Origin of the sequence: Variovorax nivicola (genome assembly GCF_051216475.1) — a bacterium.
GTDB lineage: Bacteria > Pseudomonadota > Gammaproteobacteria > Burkholderiales > Burkholderiaceae_C > Variovorax.
Window position 1 is genome coordinate 1,177,869 of record NZ_JBPJZK010000001.1, and the last position, 16,924, is coordinate 1,194,792.

A 16,924-nucleotide genomic window follows, 5' to 3' on the forward strand; every position below is an offset into this window, starting at 1 on the left:
TCTCGAGCACCCGTATGAGGTGCATTTCACTCAGAGGCCGGAGGAATTCCGGTCCTTCATTTGCTGGTTGATGGACACGAGGCTATCGTGGATGCGGAACAGCACGATGAGCAATTCGCTGTAGATGCGAACGCCGATGGTGCCGAAGATCAGGACCGTGAAAGCCGGCAGGTACTGGCGCTGGTACAGCGCCGCGCCCGCCAGGACGATCACACCCAGCAGGCCGAGAAAGTAGAGCACCCGGACGATCGCCGGGGTCACCATCTTGTCGAAACCGAGCAGACCGCGCATCACTCTTGCCTCATGTGTGGATGAACGTATGAACTGAGGGCGCCTTCACCCTCCTACACGCGCAGGATGCGCTCGCCGCGCCCGATGCCGCTGGCACCGGTGCGGACAGTCTCGAGGATAGCGCTACGTTCGATCGCTTCAAGAAAAGCGTCATTCTTGCCGTGGTCGCCGGTGAGTTCGATGGTGTAGCTCTTGTCGGTCACGTCGATGATGCGGCCGCGGAAAATCTCGGCCATGCGCATCATTTCCTCGCGCTCCTTGCCGACTGCGCGCACCTTCACCATCATGAGCTCGCGCTCGGTGTAGGCGCCTTCGGTCAGGTCGACGACCTTCACCACTTCGATCAGGCGGTTCAGGTGCTTGGTGATCTGCTCGATCACGTCGTCGGAACCGGTGGTGACGATGGTCATGCGCGAGAGGCTTGCATCCTCCGTGGGCGCCACCGTGAGCGATTCGATGTTGTAGCCACGGGCCGAGAAAAGGCCCACCACGCGGGAAAGAGCACCCGGCTCGTTTTCCAGCAGCACTGCAATGATGTGTTTCATGTTTGCGTGACTCCTCTTTTCGCCGCCCTCCCCCGCGCACGGTAATGCGCGGGCTCGGCGGGCAATAGATTCGTCAGTAAAGAGTTGAGCGAATGTTCCGCGGATCAGAGATCTTCGGAACCCAACAGCATTTCGGTGATGCCCATGCCGGCCTTCACCATCGGGAACACGTTTTCGGTGGGGTCGGTGCGGAAGTCCATGAACACCGTGCGGTCCTTGAGCTTGCGTGCTTCGCGCAGCGCGGGCTCCACGTCTTGTGGACGCTCGATCAGCATGCCGACGTGGCCATAGGCCTCGGCGAGCTTCACGAAGTTGGGCAGTGCATCCATGTAGCTATGGCTGTAGCGGCCGGAGTATTCGATCTCCTGCCACTGGCGCACCATGCCCAGGTAGCGGTTGTTGAGCGAGCAGATCTTGATCGGCGTGTTGTATTGCAGGCAGGTGGAGAGTTCCTGGATGCACATCTGCACCGAGCCTTCGCCGGTGATGGTGAACACTTCCGAATCGGGCTTGGCGAGCTTGATGCCCATGGCGTAGGGAATGCCCACGCCCATGGTGCCCAGGCCGCCCGAGTTGATCCAGCGGCGCGGTTCGTCGAAGCGGTAGTACTGGGCGGCCCACATCTGGTGCTGGCCCACGTCCGACGTGATGTACGCGTCGGCGTCCTTGGTCATGTTCCAGAGGGTTTCGACCACGTACTGCGGCTTGATCACGTCCTTGTTGCCGCGGTCGTACTTCAGGCAATCGCGCGAGCGCCAGGCCTCGATGGTCTTCCACCAGTCGGCCAGCGCGCCTGCATCGGGCTTGGTGGTGCTCTCGCGGATCATCGAGATCAGCTCGGTGAGCACGTCCTTCACGTCGCCGACGATCGGGATGTCGACCTTCACGCGCTTGGAGATGCTCGACGGGTCGATGTCGATGTGGATGATCTTGCGTTCATTCTGCGCGAAGTGCTTGGGATTGCCGATCACGCGGTCGTCGAAGCGCGCGCCCACGGCCAGCAGCACGTCGCAGTTCTGCATCGCGTTGTTGGCTTCGATGGTGCCGTGCATGCCCAGCATGCCGAGAAACTTGCGGTCGCTCGCCGGATAGGCGCCCAGGCCCATCAGCGTGTTGGTGACCGGGTAGCCGAGCATGTCGACCAGCGTGCGCAGTTCGTTGCAGGCGTTGCCCAGCAGCACGCCGCCGCCGGTGTAGATGTACGGACGCTTGGCCGCCAGCAGCAGTTGCAGCGCCTTGCGAATCTGACCGCCGTGGCCCTTGCGCACCGGGTTGTACGAGCGCATCTCGACCTTGTCGGGATAGCCTGTGTAAGGGACCTTCTTGAACGAAACGTCCTTGGGCACGTCCACCACCACGGGGCCGGGACGGCCGCTGCGTGCGATGTGGAAGGCCTTCTTCATCGTCATGGCCAGATCCTTCGGATCCTTGACGAGGAAGTTGTGCTTGACGATGGGGCGGGTGATGCCGACCGTGTCGCATTCCTGGAAGGCGTCGAGGCCGATGGCCGCCGTTGGCACCTGGCCCGAGATGATCACCATCGGGATGGAGTCCATGTACGCCGTCGCGATACCGGTGACCGCATTGGTCAGGCCGGGACCGGAAGTGACCAGCGCCACGCCGACTTCGCCGGTGGCACGCGCATAGCCGTCAGCCGCGTGAACGGCGGCCTGCTCGTGGCGCACCAGCACATGCTGGATGGTGTCCTGCTTGTAGAACGCGTCGTAGATGTAGAGAACCGCGCCGCCGGGGTAGCCCCAGACGTACTGGACGCCTTCGGCCTGCAGTGCCTTGACCAGCACTTCAGCGCCCATGAGTTCTTGCGTCGGGTTGCCGGCGCCTGAGGACGCGGCTGCTGCGGAAATGATTTCCGCCTTGGAGATTTCCATGATCAACCTTTGTTTATTTCGGGAACGAAATACCTTGGGTGCCCCTTGCCAACCCTTGTGGGGTCGCGCCAGGACTTGAGGCCAAAGCCATGAGCGGACTGATGTTCCGCCGGACCGTGACCCGTTTGCCTTTTTACTTGCAGGGCGGATTATGACATTTCCGGGCGTTCAGATTCGCTTCAGCTGTCTTGTAAAGCTACAAAGGCATAATCCGCGGCGGTAAACATACGCGATCGCTAGACCCTCTTCCCCACGCGGCGCGCACTGCGCGTCCCCTCTCGCTTGGCCACTGAACAAGAACTCTCCGACTTCCTGAAAAGCGTTGAACGACGCGCTTTCAAGCGCTCGGTCTACCACGTGCGGGATGAAGAAGCGGCCCTCGATATCGTGCAGGACAGCATGATGAAGCTGGCGCAGCACTACGGCGACAAGCCCGCGGCCGAACTGCCGATGCTGTTCCAGCGCATCCTGTCGAACTGCACGCTCGACTGGTTCCGCCGCCAGAAGACCCGGCGCGCCCTGTTCTCCAATCTCAGCGATTTCGACTCGGTCGATGACGACGGAGATTTCGACCTGCTGGAGAACTTCGTCTCGCCGACCGACTCTAGGGAATCGGAGAGCGCCGAAGACACGACCCGCCGCACCCAGGTCTTCCACGAGATCGAGGAACAGATCGCAGCACTGCCGGGCCGTCAACGCGAGGCTTTCCTGATGCGTTACTGGGAGGAAATGGACGTCGCAGAGACGGCCGCTGCGATGGGCTGCTCCGAGGGCAGCGTCAAAACCCATTGCTCGCGAGCCGTTCACGCTCTGAGCAAGGCGCTCAAGGCCAAGGGAATATCGCTATGAACACTAAGGTTCCAACCTCAACATCCACCACCGCCGAAGACCAGTTCGGCCAGCGTCTGGTTGCCCGCCTTTCGGCCGGCAATCGGGAGCTGCCGCACGACATCGGCGAGCGACTGCGCGTGGCGCGCGCGCAGGCAGTGGCCGCGCGCAAGCAGCCTCCGCAGCTGCGGACTGCGCCCGTGGTGGTGCAGTCGGGCCACGCGCTCGCACTGGGTGGAAGCTGGTGGACTCGCATCGGCTCCGTGGTGCCGTTGATTGCGCTCGTGGCCGGCCTGATCACCATCAGCGTGATGCAGGACGACGACCGCGCCAGTGAGCTGGCCGAAGTGGATTCCGCGCTGCTGACAGGCGACCTGCCGCCCGCCGCCTACACCGACCCCGGTTTTGCCCAATTCCTGAAGGCCGACAGCGCCTCCGACTGATTTTTCATCGACCGAATGCGACGCCGCTCCACCTCCAGCGCAAACACCTCCCGCCCGTTGCGCCCGCTCCCGGCGGGCGCAGTCGTTTGGGCAGGTGCGCTTGCAGTCGCAGCCTTTAGCCTGACGCTCGCTTGCGCCCAGCCACCCTCTGAAGCAGCCGCCAAGGCTGCGGTGGGCCCGGCTTCGGCGAGCTCCGCATCAGCCACCAGCCCCAAGGCCATCTCGACGACCAAGCCGCTCTGGAGCGAACTCACGGCCGAGCAGCAGCAAGCCCTGAAGCCGCTGAACGCCCACTGGAACACGCTGAACGTCGGGCAAAAGAAAAAGTGGCTGGCCCTGTCGCGCAACTTCGCAAGCATGTCGGCGGACGAACAGACCACCCTGCACAGCCGCATGATCGAGTGGACCGCCCTGAGCAATCAGCAGCGCGCTCAAGCCCGCCTGAACTTTGCCGAGGTCAAGCGCATTCCGCCTGACGAGCGCAAGGTCAAATGGGAGCAGTACCAAGCCTTGAGCGAGGAAGAAAAGCGCAAGCTCGCGGAACGCGCCCCACCCAAGCCACGCGGCGCCGCCATTCCCGTGCGGCCGGTCTCGTCCCAGAAGCTCGTGCCGGTGCCGGCCGTCACCCCCGGCGTACAGCACACGCCCAGAATTCTGCTGGCCCCGCCGCCCGCCCCCGCTGCCACACCGGCCACGATCATGGTGGCGTCGCCGCTGGAGCGCGTGCCTGCGGCGGCGACACCGGCGGTTTCCATCCTCCCCGCCGCGCCTGCCCCGTCCAGCGTCGCCTCTCCACCGGTTCCAGCCGAAGCCCAGGTGCCCGCGCCGTCATCGGCAGCCGAGCCAACCTCCCCTGCCCCCTGATCCCAAGGCTTCGATGGTTTCCAGCTCTCCCGAGGCTTCGGGCCCCGATCAGCCCGCCTCGCCGATTCCTTCTGCAGCCAGCGCTCCTGTTTCGATAGTGCCCGGCCTCTGGCGCCGCATGGCCTGCTGGCTCTATGAGGGTATGCTGCTATTTGCGGTGGTGTTCGTTTCGGGCTGGCTCTTCAGCACGCTGGGCCAGATGCGCGACGCAATGGATTCGCGCCGCCATCTACTTCAAGCTTTTCTTTTCGTGGTGTTCGGCGTGTACTTCGTCTGGTTCTGGACCAAAGGTCAGACCCTCGCCATGAAAACCTGGAACATCCGCATCGTCGACCTGCACGGCCAACCCATCAGCCAGCGCCGCGCGCTGGCGCGCTACCTGTTGAGCTGGGTCTGGTTCCTGCCGCCGCTGGCCGCCATTGCGCCCTTCAAACTGTCGGGCGGTGAATCGACCGTCTTGATCTTCGGCTGGGTCGCTGTCTGGGCCCTGCTGGCGCGTTTTCACCCCGAGCGCCAGTTCTGGCACGACGCCTGGGCCGGTACACGGCTCATCACCTCCAAACCGATGAGTCGCCAATGAGTGCCTTGCCCAAGCTTCCCGATCCCGCCGTCAATCCGCAAAAGGCCCGCAAGGGCTTCGAACGCGTCTGGCACGCCACGCTGATCTCGCTGCACGGCCTGCACGCCGGCTGGAGCGAGCCCGCCTTCCGCCAGGAAGCCATCATGTCGATCATCATGATTCCGGCCTCCTTCTGGCTCGGGCGCAGTTGGGTCGAGGTGGCACTGCTCGCGGGCAGCGCCATCCTGGTGATGATCGTCGAGCTGCTCAACACCGCGGTGGAAGCCGCCATCGACCGCATCGGCCCCGAGTGGCACGACCTCTCCAAGCGCGCCAAGGACATGGGCAGCGCCGCGGTGCTGCTGTCGCTCACGCTGTGCGGAGGCATCTGGGCGGCGGCGTTGTGGCAACGCTTCATGTCATGAGAAGGCCCGCAGGCTGCGGCATGATGGCAGGATGAATCCTGAATTTTCGATCTGTGTGTATTGCGGCTCGCGCCCCGGCGAGCGCCCCGAGTTTTCCCAGGCCGCGCAAGCCGTCGGCCAATGGATCGGCCAGCACGGCGGCCAGCTTGTCTACGGCGGAGGCCGCACCGGCCTGATGGGCACGGTGGCCGAAGCCACCCGCCTCGCCGGCGGCCGCGTGGTCGGCATCATCCCCAAGGCCCTGGTCGACAAGGAACTGGCCAACCCGCTGTGCGACGAGCTGCACGTGGTCGACACCATGCACGAGCGCAAGGCCATGATGGGCGAGCGCGCCGACGCCTTCGTCGCCCTTGCGGGCGGCATTGGCACCTTCGAGGAACTGTTCGAGATCTGGACCTGGCGCCAGCTCGGCTACCACGACAAGCCCACCGGCATCCTCAACACCGCTGGCTACTACGACGGCCTGCTCGGATTCCTGGCGCACAGCGTGCGCGAGGGCTTCATGGGTGAATGGCAGATGAGCCTGATCCGCACCGGCACCGATGTGCCTGAGCTACTCACGGCATTGCGCGCCGAAGTACCGCTCCATCCACGCGAAGACAGGCTGTCGGAAAACCTCTGACGACCGTGTCGAAAGCCCCGTCGCCGGGGCTTTCTTGCTTTAAACGGCGTTTTCGTTTTCTTCGCCGGTGCGGATACGCACGATGCGCTCCACGCCAGTGACAAAAATCTTCCCGTCGCCGATCTTCCCGGTGCGCGCGGAACTGACGATGGCTTCGATGCAGCGCTCTACATCGGCCTCGTTGACGACCACTTCGACCTTCATCTTGGGCAGGAAGTCGACCACGTACTCGGCTCCGCGGTAGAGCTCGGTGTGCCCCTTCTGGCGGCCGAAGCCCTTGACTTCGGTGACGGTCAGGCCGGTGACGCCCACTTCGGCCAAGGCCTCGCGCACGTCCTCGAGCTTGAAGGGTTTGACGATGGCGGTGATCTGCTTCATGGTTTTCGTGCTCCGGCGGTTTCGTTGAATTTGCTGGTGATAGGGTAACGCCAATCCTTGCCGAAGCTTCGATGGGTGACCCGGATGCCTACCGGCGCCTGGCGCCGCTTGTATTCGTTGATCCTGATGAGCCGCGCAACCCGCTCGACCACCGCACGGTCGTAACCCGCGGCAATGATCTCGTCGATGCCCTCGTCGTCCTGCATGTAGCGTGCCAGGATTCCATCGAGGATGTCGTAGGGCGGGAGGCTGTCTTGATCGGTCTGATCGGGCCGAAGCTCGGCGCTGGGGGGTCGCGTGATGATGCGCTCGGGAATCGGCTCGGTGCCCGTGCCGTACGGATCCTGGGCATTTCGCCAGCGCGCCAGCGCGAACACGGTTGTCTTGAGCAGGTCCTTGATGACCGCAAAACCGCCCGCCATGTCGCCGTACAACGTGCAGTAGCCGGTGGCCATTTCGCTCTTGTTGCCCGTGGTGAGCACGATGGAGCCGAACTTGTTCGAAAGCCCCATCAGCAGCGTGCCGCGAATGCGGGCCTGGATGTTTTCCTCGGCCGTGTCCTCGGGCCGGCCCTTGAATTCCTCAGCCAGCGCGCCCTTGAAGGACTCGAAGGTGTGCTTGATGGAAATTTCGTCGTAGCGCACGTCCAGGCGGGCGGCCATGTCGCGCGCATCAATCCAACTGATGTCGGCGGTGTAAGGCGAAGGCATCATCACCGCACGGACCTTGTCCTTGCCCAGTGCATCGACCGCGATCGCGAGCACCAATGCGGAGTCGATACCGCCCGAAAGCCCCAGGATGGCGCCCGGAAAACCATTCTTGCCGACGTAGTCGCGCACGCCCAGCACAAGGGCGTCCCAGAGCTGTGCCTCGGCGTCGCGTGGCGGTGCGATGGCCGCCGGCTCGGCCACGAAGCCCACGCCACCCTGCGGCGTGCGCTCCAGCTGCGCAAAGACCAGCTTTTCCCGGAAGCTCTCGGCCTGCATGGCGGCAGTGCCGTCGGCCTGCAGTGCGAACGAGGCACCGTCGAACACCACCTCGTCCTGCCCGCCGACCAAGTGTGCATACACGAGCGGCAGCCCCACGGCGCGCGCCCGGTCGGCCATGCGCGCGACGCGCTCGCCTTCCTTGCCCACGTGGTACGGCGACGCATTGATCACCGCCAGCACCTCGGCACCGCCTTCACGCGCCAGTTCGGCCGGCTGGTCAAACCAGGCGTCCTCGCAGATCAGCAGGCCGACCGAGACACCCCCCGCCTCGAACACGCAGGTGCCCTGCCCCGGCGTGAAGTAGCGGCGCTCGTCGAACACCTGGTAGTTGGGCAGTTCGCGCTTGGCGTACGTTTCGAGGATGCGGCCCTCCTTGACGACGCTTGCCGCGTTGTGGCGCATCTGCACGGCCACCGAGCGGCTGCGCAGGCTGCCGCCGGTCGGATGCCCCACCACCACCACCATGTCTTTGAGATCGGCCAGAGCGGCGGCGATGCCTTTCACGGCATCATCACAGGCTTCGGTGAAGGCGGGACGGAGGAACAGGTCCTCCGCCGCGTAGCCGGCAATCGAGAGTTCGGGCGTCAACAAGAGGCGCGCGCCCTGCGCATGGGCATCGCGCGCGGCGTCGACGATCTTTTTCGCGTTGCCGGCGAGGTCGCCCACCACAAAATTGAGTTGCGCGATGGCGAGCTTGAGCGTCATACAGAAGGAAGAAAAAGGCTTGAACGATTATGTCATTCGGGTTCTGTCGTCGCCGGCTGACGTGAGCCCGGACGCATGGAACGCGCTGCTGGCCGCCGAGGCCGAGCCATCGCCCTTCATGCGCCACGAATACCTCGCAGCGCTGAACGACAGCCGCAGCGCCACCCCGGAGAGCGGATGGATGCCGCAGTTCGTCACGCTGTGGCAAGGCGAGCAGTTGCAGGCCGCGTGCCCGTTCTACATCAAGGACCACTCCTACGGCGAGTACGTCTTCGACTGGGCATGGGCCAACGCCTACGAACAGCACGGGCTCGCGTACTACCCGAAGGCCGTGGTCGCTGTGCCCTTCACGCCCGTGCCCGGCACCCGCCTGCTGGCGCGCGATGCCGAAAGCCGCACATTGCTGGTGCAAGGGCTCGTCGCGCTGTGCAAGCAGGAGGAGCTGTCGTCGCTGCATCTGCTGTTCGGCACCGATGCCGACATCGCCGCCTGCACCGAAGCGGGCCTGATGCTGCGCAACACGGTGCAGTTCCACTGGACCAACGCGCAGTACCCCGACTTCGACGCCTTCCTCGCCAGCCTCTCGCACGACAAGCGCAAGAAGATCCGCCAGGAGCGCCGCAAGGTGGCCGACGCGGGCGTGAGCTTCCGCTGGTCGCGCGGCGCCGACATCTCGAAGGCCGACTGGGACTTCTTCTACCGTTGCTACGAGCGCACCTACCGCGAGCACGGCAACCCGCCCTACCTCACACGCGACTTCTTCCGGCGCATGGCCGACACGATGCCCGAGGCCTGGCTGCTGTTCGTCGCCGAGCGCAACGGCAAACCCATGGCCACCAGCCTGATCGCCCTTTCGACGCAGCCCGATGCACCGCTGGTCGCCTACGGCCGCTACTGGGGCGCGCTGGAGCGCGTCGACTGCCTGCACTTCGAGGCCTGCTACTACCAGCCACTGGCTTGGTGCATCGAACACGGCGCCCAGCGCTTCGAGGGTGGCGCCCAGGGCGAGCACAAGATGGCGCGCGCGCTGATGCCGGTGAAAACCACCAGCGCCCACTGGCTGGCGCACCCGGCGTTTGCCGACGCGGTCGAGCGCTTCCTGGAGCGCGAGGGCGCGGGCATAGAGAACTACATGGACCACCTGGGCGAGCGCAGCCCGTTCAAGGCCGCCTGAGCAGCCGGGCCTGCCGAACCTGCCATGAGGGGCTGCTATAAAAGCGCCCGATATCCACAACAACTCAGAGAGAACTCGATGCCATTCGTCGGACTGGGGCTGCACGTCCTCATCGCGCTGTTCTTCGCCGTGCACGCGATGCGCCACGGCAAGCAGATGTACTGGCTCCTCATTCTTTTCAGCTTTCCGCTGCTGGGCAGCATCGTGTACTTCGTGGTCGAGTACCTGCCCGCCTCGCGCATGCAGCGCACCGCCGGCAAGGTGGCCAGTGCGGCCATCGGCTTCATCGACCCCGAGCGCGAATACCGCGCAGCCACCGAGGCCTACGACCTCGCGCCCACGGCCCAGAACAAGCTGCGCCTGGCCAAGGCAGCGCTCGACAAGGGCCAGGCCGCCGATGCCGTCGGCCACTACCGCGACGCACTGAAAGGCCCGCTGGCCTCCGATCCCGAACTGCAGTTCGGCCTGGCCAGCGCCCTGCTTGCCGCGGGCGGGCCGGCTTCCGGCCGAGAGGCATTGCAGGCACTCCAGGCCCTGCGTGCCACGCGCGACGACTACCGCAAGGACGAAGTCGCCGTGCTCACCGCCCGCGCACTTGCCGCCGACGGACGCCAGCAGGAAGCACGCGAAGCCTTCGAGGTCGCGCTGAGCCAGTACAACACCGTCGAGGCCCGCGCCCGCTACATCGCTTGGCTCGCCCAGCAAGGCGATGCCACCGGCGCACAGCGCCAGTGGGACGAGCTTCAGCAGGCCGCGCGCCACTGGAACTCGCATGCACGTTCGGTCAATCGCGAATGGATGCGGCTGGCCAGCGACGCAGTCCGCGCCTGAAGCATCTCCTCTGTCCAAGGGCATAGTGCCCTTGACCATTCGGCACATCGACGGCGCGCGGCGCCTCTCCTAGCATCCGCGTCGAGGAGAAGAAACCGCATGCAGCCCTTCACACGCCCCGCCCTCTTGGCACTCTGCTTCCTAGCCGCCGGCCAGTGGGCCATGGCCGCCAGCTTCGACTGCGCCAAGGCCGGCAATGCCACCGAGAAAGCCATCTGCGCCGACCCCGGCCTCTCGCGGCAGGACGAAGCCATGGCCGCCCTCTACAAGCGGCAGCTCGAAATGCCCGGCACAGGCCAGTGGCCCACATTCCTGCGGCGCGACCAGCGCGACTGGATCACCGTGCGCAACCGCGAGTGCCGCGGCAAAACCGAATGCCTCAAGCAGGACTACGAGCGGCGCATCACCTACCTGAGTCACCCGCTGCTGCATTGGATGGGCCGCTATGTGGAAGGCCAATGCCCGAAGGACGGACGCTTCCTCGACGTGACGCCCGAGCTGGGCGGCACGCTGGACATCCAGATCTACATCTGCCCTGACCCGCGCGGCAACATGCTGCTGCAGGGCAAGAACGTACTCGACGGGCAACGGCGCCTCGTGGTGCAGGAAGGCGGGCGTTGCACCCGCACACTCCAGTTCGACACCGACCGCGTCACCGTCTCGGCCACGCCGGGCTGCGCACCATCGCTGGCCGGCAGCTTCGCGCGCGACCCGCGCCGCTCGCCCTTCGAGAACGAATAAGTTACTTCTTGTAGTTGGCGATGCCGTCCAGGATTTCCTTCTTGGCCGCGTCAATGCCTTCCCAGCCCAGCACCTTGACCCACTTGCCTTCTTCCAGGTCCTTGTAGTGCTCGAAGAAGTGGCTGATGGCCTTCAGGCGCATCGGGTTCACGTCGTCGACCGACTTCCAGTGGCTGTAGATGGGCAGCACCTTGTCGGTGGGCACGGCGAGCACCTTGCCGTCGACGCCTGCTTCGTCTTCCATCATCAGGATGCCCAAGGGGCGGCACGGCACCACCACGCCCGGCAGCAGCGGATACGGGGCAATCACCAGCACGTCGACCGGGTCGCCGTCGCCCGACAGGGTCTGCGGCACATAGCCGTAGTTGGCCGGGTAGTACATGGCCGTCGTCATGAAGCGGTCGACAAAAATCGCACCCGACTCCTTGTCGACTTCGTACTTGATCGGGTCGGCGTTCATCGGGATTTCGATCACGACGTTGAAGGATTCGGGGACGTTCTTGCCGGGGGAAACTTTGTCGAAGGACATGACGTTTTTCGAGTAGTTGAAAAGTATGAGAGAGATGGGGACAAACCCGGAGTTTACTTTCCGTGTCACCGACCGGTCGCACGCACACTCGTATTTGCCTGTAAATTGCAACCGTTGGCCAATCGGCTCCGCACCCCAAGTGCAGTGAGCTTCGAGGAAGCAACGCGGCGGAAAACATGGTCCCGTACGCGTTGCACGCAGGGCCCATGCTGTCCGTCTCCACAAGTCGCAACGAACGAATGGAGAAGCAAAGCATGATCGGCAACACCCCCCTGATACTGGCTATCGTCTGCGGCCTCGTGGCCGTGGCCTACGGTTTCTGGGCTCGAAGTTGGATTCTCGCGAAGGACGCCGGCAACGCCCGCATGCAGGAAATTGCAGCGGCAATCCAGGCCGGCGCCTCCGCCTACCTCGCCAAGCAGTACAGCACCATCGCCATCGTCGGCGTGGTGCTCGCCATCCTCATCGCCATCTTCCTGGACCTGACCACGGCGGTCGGCTTCATCGTGGGCGCGGTGCTCTCGGGCGCCTGCGGCTTCATCGGCATGAACGTGTCGGTGCGCGCCAACGTGCGCACGGCGCAGGCGGCCACGCAAGGCATCGGCCCGGCGCTCGACGTCGCGTTCCGCGGCGGCGCCATCACCGGCATGCTGGTGGTGGGCCTGGGCCTGCTGGGCGTGTCGGCCTTCTACTGGGTCTTGATCGGCAGCAGCACGCCGGCAGCTGGCCACAGTCTCGCGGCCACCCTCAATCCGCTGATCGGCTTTGCCTTCGGCTCCTCGCTGATCTCGATCTTCGCGCGGCTGGGCGGTGGCATCTTCACCAAGGGTGCCGACGTCGGCGCCGACCTGGTGGGCAAGGTCGAGGCCGGCATCCCCGAAGACGATCCGCGCAACCCGGCCGTGATTGCCGACAACGTGGGCGACAACGTCGGCGACTGCGCCGGCATGGCGGCCGACCTGTTCGAGACCTACGCCGTGACGCTGATCGCCACCATGGTGCTGGGCGCGCTGATGGTCACTGCGGCGCCCACCAACGCCGTGCTGTACCCGCTCGCGCTGGGCGGCGTGTCGATCATCGCGTCGATCATCGGCTGCTTCTTCGTCAAGGCCTCGCCGGGCATGATCAACGTGATGCCGGCGCTCTACAAGGGTCTGGCAGTGGCGGGCATCCTGTCGCTGATCGCGTTCTGGTTCGTCACCAGCTGGCTGATTCCCGACAACGCGATCGCCCCGAGCGGCAGCCAGCTCAAGCTGTTCGGCGCCTGCTTCGTCGGCCTGGCGCTGACGGCCGCGCTGGTGTGGATCACCGAGTACTACACCGGCACGCAGTACAAGCCCGTGCAGCACATCGCGCAGGCCTCGACCACGGGCCACGGCACCAACATCATCGCGGGCCTGGGCGTGTCGATGCGCTCTACCGCCTGGCCGGTGATCTTCGTGTGCATCGCGATCCTGGCCTCCTACTCGCTGGCGGGCCTCTTCGGCATTGCGGTTGCCGCCACGTCGATGCTGAGCATGGCCGGCATCGTGGTGGCGCTCGACGCCTACGGCCCCATCACCGACAACGCCGGCGGCATTGCCGAGATGAGCGATCTGCCCGCCAGCGTGCGCGCCGTGACCGACCCGCTCGACGCGGTCGGCAACACCACCAAGGCCGTGACCAAGGGCTACGCCATCGGCTCTGCGGGCCTGGCCTCGCTGGTGCTCTTTGCCGACTACACGCACAAGCTGGAGAGCTTCGGGCTGAACATCAGCTTCAACCTGAGCGACCCGATGGTGATCGTCGGCCTCTTCATCGGCGGGCTGATTCCCTACCTGTTCGGCGCAATGGCCATGGAAGCCGTGGGCCGCGCGGCCGGTGCGGTGGTGGAAGAAGTGCGCCGCCAGTTCCGCGACATCCCCGGCATCATGGAGGGCACCGGCAAGCCCGAGTACGGCAAGGCCGTGAGCATGCTGACCGGCGCGGCCATCAAGGAAATGATGATCCCCTCGCTGCTGCCTGTGCTGGTGCCGATCGTCGTCGGCCTGGTGCTGGGGCCGAAGGCACTGGGCGGGTTGCTGATGGGCACCATCGTCACTGGCCTGTTCGTCGCCATCAGCATGTGCACCGGCGGCGGCGCCTGGGACAACGCCAAGAAGTACATCGAGGACGGCCACTTCGGCGGCAAGGGCAGCGAGACGCACAAGGCCGCCGTCACCGGCGACACCGTGGGCGACCCCTACAAGGACACGGCCGGGCCGGCCGTGAACCCGCTGATCAAGATCATCAACATCGTGGCGCTGCTCATCGTGCCGCTGGTGGTGAAGTTCCATGGTGGCGATGCGGCAGCGGCTGTGCCGGCGAAGGTCGAGATGCCGCCGGCCGCGACCGCGCCTGCCGCAATGGCTCCGTCGACGCCTGCTGCGGTGGTTGCTTCGGGTGCCGTGTCAGCCGCCGAAGCCGCCGCGGTGAAAGTCGAGAACGGCGTCGTGAAGTTCTACTTCGCAAGCGCCAGCTCTGAAGTCGCGCCCAACGCCAAGGAAGCCCTGGCCGACGTCATCAAGGCCGTGCAGAGCGGCAGCACCGTGCTCGTGAGTGGCTACCACGACGCCAGCGGCGACCCGGCCAAGAATGCCGAGCTCGCCAAGCAGCGCGCGATGGCCGTGAGCGATGCGCTCAAGGCTGCAGGCGCGCCAGAAGACAAGATCGAGCTGGCCAAGCCAGAGCAATCGCAAGCCGACGGGCCACCCGCAGAAGCTCGCCGGGTCGAAGTCAAAGTAAAGTCCTGAAATGCCCACGCCCGAACGACTCGAATCATTCATCGCCGCCGTCGAGGGCGGCGCGCATGCCAAGGCCATCGAGGACTACTACACCGAAGATGCCGCCATGCGCGAAAACCAGGCCGAGCCGCGGCGCGGCCGCAGCACGCTGGTGGCACAGGAAACCGCCGTGCTCGACCGCACCGAATCGGTGGTCTCCACCTGCGTGCGGCCGGTGCTGGTGAACGGCGACCACGTGGCGATCCACTGGATCTTCGAGTTCACGTTCAAGGGCGGCAGCAAGATGCGCATGGAAGAGATCGCCTGGCAACGCTGGGAAGGCGAGCGCATCGTGGAAGAGCAATTCTTCTACGACCCCGCGCAGAAAAAGCCGGGCTGACCACTTCTGCGCGCGAACCCCACCGCCATGGCGCTGCAGCAGACCTCCTAGCCCCATGCGATACCTCCACGCACTGCTCGCCGGCTGGGCCATCGCCCGGGCCGAGTTGGCGATCGTGCGGCGCTTTCCGCGCATCCTGCTGGCCGTGGTGGCGGTCGGCGTGGTGCCGGCGATCTATGCGCTGATCTACCTCACGAGCGTGTGGGACCCGGCCGGCCACACGGCCGACCTGCCCGCCGCCATCGTCAACCAGGACCGGGGCGTGACCTACATGTCGCGCACGGTCAACGTCGGCGACGAACTCACGCACACCCTGCTCGACAAGCGCGCCTTCGGCTTCCGCTCGATGACCGATGCCGAGGCCGCGCGCGCCGAGGTGCGGCGCGGCACGCTGGCCTTCGCGCTGCTGATTCCGGCCGACTTCAGCGCCAACGCGGTGCCGGGCGCACAGCGCGGCGCGGGGCAACTGGTGGTCTACACCTCCGAAGGCAACAACTACAGCTCGGCCGGCCTGGCCCGGCGCTTCGCGGGCGAGCTGGGGCACCAGGTCAACGAGATGCTCAACGAGCAGCGCTGGGGGCTGGTGCTGAATGCGGCCTCGGGCTCGCAGCAGCGGCTCGACAAGCTCAAGCAGGCCCTGCTGGAGCTGCGCGACGGCAGCCAGACGCTGGCCAACGGCGCCGCCCAGTACAGCGCCGCCGCGCAGCAGGTAGGCAGCGGGTTCAAGCAGGTCAACGGCGGCATCCGCACCATCGAATCGAAGCTGCCGGCCGACACGGACCTGCATGCGCTGAAGGCCGGCTCGCAGCAACTCGCGGCGGGCCAGCGCGAACTCGGCAGCGGGCTCGCGCAAATCGGCGACGGGCTCGGCCAGCTAGAAGGCGGTGCCGGCCAGCTCGGCGACGGCGCGCGCAAGATGCAGAAGGATTCCGCCGACATCCCCTTCGTGGGCGAACGCATCGCCAAGGGCGCGGGCGAACTCGCCGCCGGCGCCGACAAGCTGCGCGGCGGCATCGATCAGGCGCAGGGGGCCATGGCCAAGGCACAGGACGGCAACCACAAGCTCGCGGCCGGCGCCACTGCGCTCGACGGCGGCGTGGGCAAGCTCACCGACGGCGTGGGTGCGCTGTCCGGCGGCATCCGCACCATGGCTGGCAAGCTGCCAGCGGACAAGAAGCTCGACGAGTTCGTGCAGGGCGGCGCTCAGCTTGCGCAGGGGGCGCAGCGCCTGCTGACCGGCGTGCGCACCATCGAGGCCGCCCTGCCCGCCTCGATCACCCGCATCCAGGGCAGCGCCTCGGGGCTGGCCGACTCGGTCGAGCCCAAGGTCGAGGTGGCGGCGCCGGTGGACAACAACGGCAGCGCCTTCGTGCCCAACATGGTGTCGGTGGCGCTGTGGATCGGCGCGGTGATGGCGGGCTACCTGTTCAACATCCGCATCGTGCTGGCGGACCACACCCACTACCCGAAGCTCGCGAAGACGCTCGGCAAGATCACCATGCCGGCGCTCATCGTGCTGCTGCAGGTGGCGCTGGTGCTGGCCACGCTGCTGGGCGTGCTGCAGGTGCAGGCGCCGCACGTTGCGGCGCTGGCGCTCACGATGGCGCTGGCTTCGCTGGTCTTCCTCGTGGTGCTGTTCGCGATCCTGCATGTGTTCGGCGACTTCGGCCGCATCCTCACGGTGCTGCTGCTTACGCTGCAGCTGTCGGCCGGCGGCGGGGTGCTGCCGGTGGAGCTTTCGGCCGGCTTCTTCCGCACGGTGCACAGCTGGCTGCCGTTCAGCTGGGTGGTGCAGGCCTTTCGCGCGGTGATGTTCGGCGCCTTCGACGACGGGTGGGCGCATGCCTGCTGGGTGGTGCTGCTGTCGGGCGCGGTGGCCGTCGGGCTGATGGCCCTGTTCGGCAAGTGGAAGGAAGTGCTGCTGGCGGACTACCGGCCGACGGTGCAGATCTGAACAGCCCCTTGAAACG

At 65.6% G+C, this 16,924-nt stretch carries 18 protein-coding genes; 12 read left to right on the plus strand and 6 right to left on the minus strand.

The features are described from left to right. Positions 1-30: 30 nt before the first annotated feature. The 3 genes from ACSFBF_RS05520 to ACSFBF_RS05530 all read right to left on the minus strand — a co-directional run bounded on the left by ACSFBF_RS05520 (position 31) and on the right by ACSFBF_RS05530 (position 2,725). Positions 31-291: a DUF4282 domain-containing protein gene (locus ACSFBF_RS05520; protein ID WP_435465341.1), complete on the minus strand. Its 261-nt coding sequence runs from the start codon at positions 289-291 to the stop codon at positions 31-33. A 53-nt stretch (positions 292-344) separates the two neighbouring features. Next, complete coding sequence (gene ilvN / locus ACSFBF_RS05525) at positions 345-836, minus strand: acetolactate synthase small subunit (RefSeq protein WP_007834236.1); 492 nt, start codon at positions 834-836, stop codon at positions 345-347. 104 nt (positions 837-940) lie between these two features. Further along, positions 941-2,725 carry an acetolactate synthase 3 catalytic subunit gene (locus tag ACSFBF_RS05530; protein WP_258355210.1) on the minus strand — a complete coding sequence of 595 codons (1,785 nt, stop codon included), beginning with the start codon at positions 2,723-2,725 and terminating at the stop codon, positions 941-943. A gap of 282 nt (positions 2,726-3,007) precedes the next feature. Here ACSFBF_RS05530 and ACSFBF_RS05535 point away from each other — a divergent pair, with 282 nt between their 5' ends. The 6 genes from ACSFBF_RS05535 to ACSFBF_RS05560 are packed head-to-tail and all read left to right on the plus strand — an operon-like array spanning position 3,008 to position 6,466. Further along, positions 3,008-3,574: an RNA polymerase sigma factor gene (locus ACSFBF_RS05535; RefSeq protein ID WP_435465342.1), complete on the plus strand. Its 567-nt coding sequence runs from the start codon at positions 3,008-3,010 to the stop codon at positions 3,572-3,574. Beyond that, entirely contained in the window at positions 3,571-3,996 is a 426-nt protein-coding gene (locus ACSFBF_RS05540; RefSeq protein ID WP_435465343.1) for a DUF3619 family protein, read from the plus strand. The genes ACSFBF_RS05535 and ACSFBF_RS05540 overlap by 4 nt, the downstream gene beginning before the upstream one ends. A 15-nt stretch (positions 3,997-4,011) precedes the next feature. Then, complete coding sequence (locus tag ACSFBF_RS05545; protein ID WP_435465344.1) at positions 4,012-4,860, plus strand: DUF3106 domain-containing protein; 849 nt, start codon at positions 4,012-4,014, stop codon at positions 4,858-4,860. A gap of 13 nt (positions 4,861-4,873) precedes the next feature. After that, a complete protein-coding gene (locus ACSFBF_RS05550; protein ID WP_435465345.1) occupies positions 4,874-5,440 on the plus strand; it encodes an RDD family protein in 567 nt (188 codons plus the stop codon). Beyond that, positions 5,437-5,844 (plus strand): diacylglycerol kinase, encoded by a 408-nt coding sequence (locus tag ACSFBF_RS05555; RefSeq protein ID WP_435465346.1) that lies wholly within the window; start codon positions 5,437-5,439, stop codon positions 5,842-5,844. The genes ACSFBF_RS05550 and ACSFBF_RS05555 overlap by 4 nt, the downstream gene beginning before the upstream one ends. Positions 5,845-5,875: 31 nt before the next feature. Then, on the plus strand, positions 5,876-6,466 hold the full coding sequence (locus ACSFBF_RS05560) for an LOG family protein (protein WP_093054411.1): 591 nt from the start codon (positions 5,876-5,878) through the stop codon (positions 6,464-6,466). Between the two features lie 39 nt (positions 6,467-6,505). Here the strand turns inward: ACSFBF_RS05560 and ACSFBF_RS05565 are convergent, their stop codons facing one another. Together ACSFBF_RS05565 and ACSFBF_RS05570 are read right to left on the minus strand one after the other, a co-directional pair. Further along, the gene (locus tag ACSFBF_RS05565) at positions 6,506-6,844 is read right to left on the minus strand and encodes a P-II family nitrogen regulator (RefSeq protein ID WP_093054409.1); all 339 of its coding nucleotides are present in this window, start codon (positions 6,842-6,844) and stop codon (positions 6,506-6,508) included. Then, positions 6,841-8,538, minus strand: a complete 1,698-nt coding sequence (locus ACSFBF_RS05570) for an NAD+ synthase (RefSeq protein ID WP_435465347.1) — start codon at positions 8,536-8,538, stop codon at positions 6,841-6,843. Before ACSFBF_RS05570 ends, ACSFBF_RS05565 begins: the two co-directional genes overlap by 4 nt. A 19-nt stretch (positions 8,539-8,557) precedes the next feature. Between ACSFBF_RS05570 and ACSFBF_RS05575 the strand changes: the two genes are divergently transcribed. From ACSFBF_RS05575 to ACSFBF_RS05585, 3 genes are all read left to right on the plus strand, one after another. After that, complete coding sequence (locus ACSFBF_RS05575) at positions 8,558-9,712, plus strand: GNAT family N-acetyltransferase (RefSeq protein WP_435465348.1); 1,155 nt, start codon at positions 8,558-8,560, stop codon at positions 9,710-9,712. Between the two features lie 78 nt (positions 9,713-9,790). Then, positions 9,791-10,543 (plus strand): hypothetical protein, encoded by a 753-nt coding sequence (locus ACSFBF_RS05580; protein ID WP_435465349.1) that lies wholly within the window; start codon positions 9,791-9,793, stop codon positions 10,541-10,543. Positions 10,544-10,642: 99 nt separating this feature from the next. Beyond that, positions 10,643-11,284, plus strand: a complete 642-nt coding sequence (locus tag ACSFBF_RS05585; protein ID WP_435465350.1) for a lysozyme inhibitor LprI family protein — start codon at positions 10,643-10,645, stop codon at positions 11,282-11,284. 1 nt (position 11,285) lies between these two features. On the opposite strand, the gene ppa is transcribed toward ACSFBF_RS05585, so the two are convergent. Next, entirely contained in the window at positions 11,286-11,813 is a 528-nt protein-coding gene (gene ppa / locus ACSFBF_RS05590) for an inorganic diphosphatase (protein ID WP_435465351.1), read from the minus strand. 254 nt (positions 11,814-12,067) lie between these two features. Here ppa and ACSFBF_RS05595 point away from each other — a divergent pair, with 254 nt between their 5' ends. Genes ACSFBF_RS05595 through ACSFBF_RS05605 form a run of 3 tightly spaced genes read left to right on the plus strand, consistent with a single transcriptional unit; the run spans position 12,068 to position 16,908 of the window. After that, entirely contained in the window at positions 12,068-14,584 is a 2,517-nt protein-coding gene (locus ACSFBF_RS05595; protein WP_435465352.1) for a sodium-translocating pyrophosphatase, read from the plus strand. A 1-nt stretch (position 14,585) separates the two neighbouring features. Further along, entirely contained in the window at positions 14,586-14,954 is a 369-nt protein-coding gene (locus ACSFBF_RS05600; RefSeq protein ID WP_435465353.1) for a nuclear transport factor 2 family protein, read from the plus strand. A 55-nt stretch (positions 14,955-15,009) separates the two neighbouring features. Next, entirely contained in the window at positions 15,010-16,908 is a 1,899-nt protein-coding gene (locus tag ACSFBF_RS05605; protein ID WP_435465354.1) for a YhgE/Pip family protein, read from the plus strand. Positions 16,909-16,924 lie beyond the last annotated feature (16 nt).

Bases quoted from the DNA above. Each gene is read 5' to 3' on its own strand.
- ACSFBF_RS05520 (WP_435465341.1), bottom strand. From the start codon at position 291: ATGCGCGGTCTGCTCGGTTTCGACAAGATGGTGACCCCGGCGATCGTC.
- ilvN (WP_007834236.1), bottom strand. From the start codon at position 836: ATGAAACACATCATTGCAGTGCTGCTGGAAAACGAGCCGGGTGCTCTT.
- ACSFBF_RS05530 (WP_258355210.1), bottom strand. From the start codon at position 2,725: ATGGAAATCTCCAAGGCGGAAATCATTTCCGCAGCAGCCGCGTCCTCA.
- ACSFBF_RS05540 (WP_435465343.1), top strand. From the start codon at position 3,571: ATGAACACTAAGGTTCCAACCTCAACATCCACCACCGCCGAAGACCAG.
- ACSFBF_RS05545 (WP_435465344.1), top strand. From the start codon at position 4,012: ATGCGACGCCGCTCCACCTCCAGCGCAAACACCTCCCGCCCGTTGCGC.
- ACSFBF_RS05550 (WP_435465345.1), top strand. From the start codon at position 4,874: ATGGTTTCCAGCTCTCCCGAGGCTTCGGGCCCCGATCAGCCCGCCTCG.
- ACSFBF_RS05555 (WP_435465346.1), top strand. From the start codon at position 5,437: ATGAGTGCCTTGCCCAAGCTTCCCGATCCCGCCGTCAATCCGCAAAAG.
- ACSFBF_RS05560 (WP_093054411.1), top strand. From the start codon at position 5,876: ATGAATCCTGAATTTTCGATCTGTGTGTATTGCGGCTCGCGCCCCGGC.
- ACSFBF_RS05565 (WP_093054409.1), bottom strand. From the start codon at position 6,844: ATGAAGCAGATCACCGCCATCGTCAAACCCTTCAAGCTCGAGGACGTG.
- ACSFBF_RS05570 (WP_435465347.1), bottom strand. From the start codon at position 8,538: ATGACGCTCAAGCTCGCCATCGCGCAACTCAATTTTGTGGTGGGCGAC.
- ACSFBF_RS05580 (WP_435465349.1), top strand. From the start codon at position 9,791: ATGCCATTCGTCGGACTGGGGCTGCACGTCCTCATCGCGCTGTTCTTC.
- ACSFBF_RS05585 (WP_435465350.1), top strand. From the start codon at position 10,643: ATGCAGCCCTTCACACGCCCCGCCCTCTTGGCACTCTGCTTCCTAGCC.
- ppa (WP_435465351.1), bottom strand. From the start codon at position 11,813: ATGTCCTTCGACAAAGTTTCCCCCGGCAAGAACGTCCCCGAATCCTTC.
- ACSFBF_RS05595 (WP_435465352.1), top strand. From the start codon at position 12,068: ATGATCGGCAACACCCCCCTGATACTGGCTATCGTCTGCGGCCTCGTG.
- ACSFBF_RS05600 (WP_435465353.1), top strand. From the start codon at position 14,586: ATGCCCACGCCCGAACGACTCGAATCATTCATCGCCGCCGTCGAGGGC.
- ACSFBF_RS05605 (WP_435465354.1), top strand. From the start codon at position 15,010: ATGCGATACCTCCACGCACTGCTCGCCGGCTGGGCCATCGCCCGGGCC.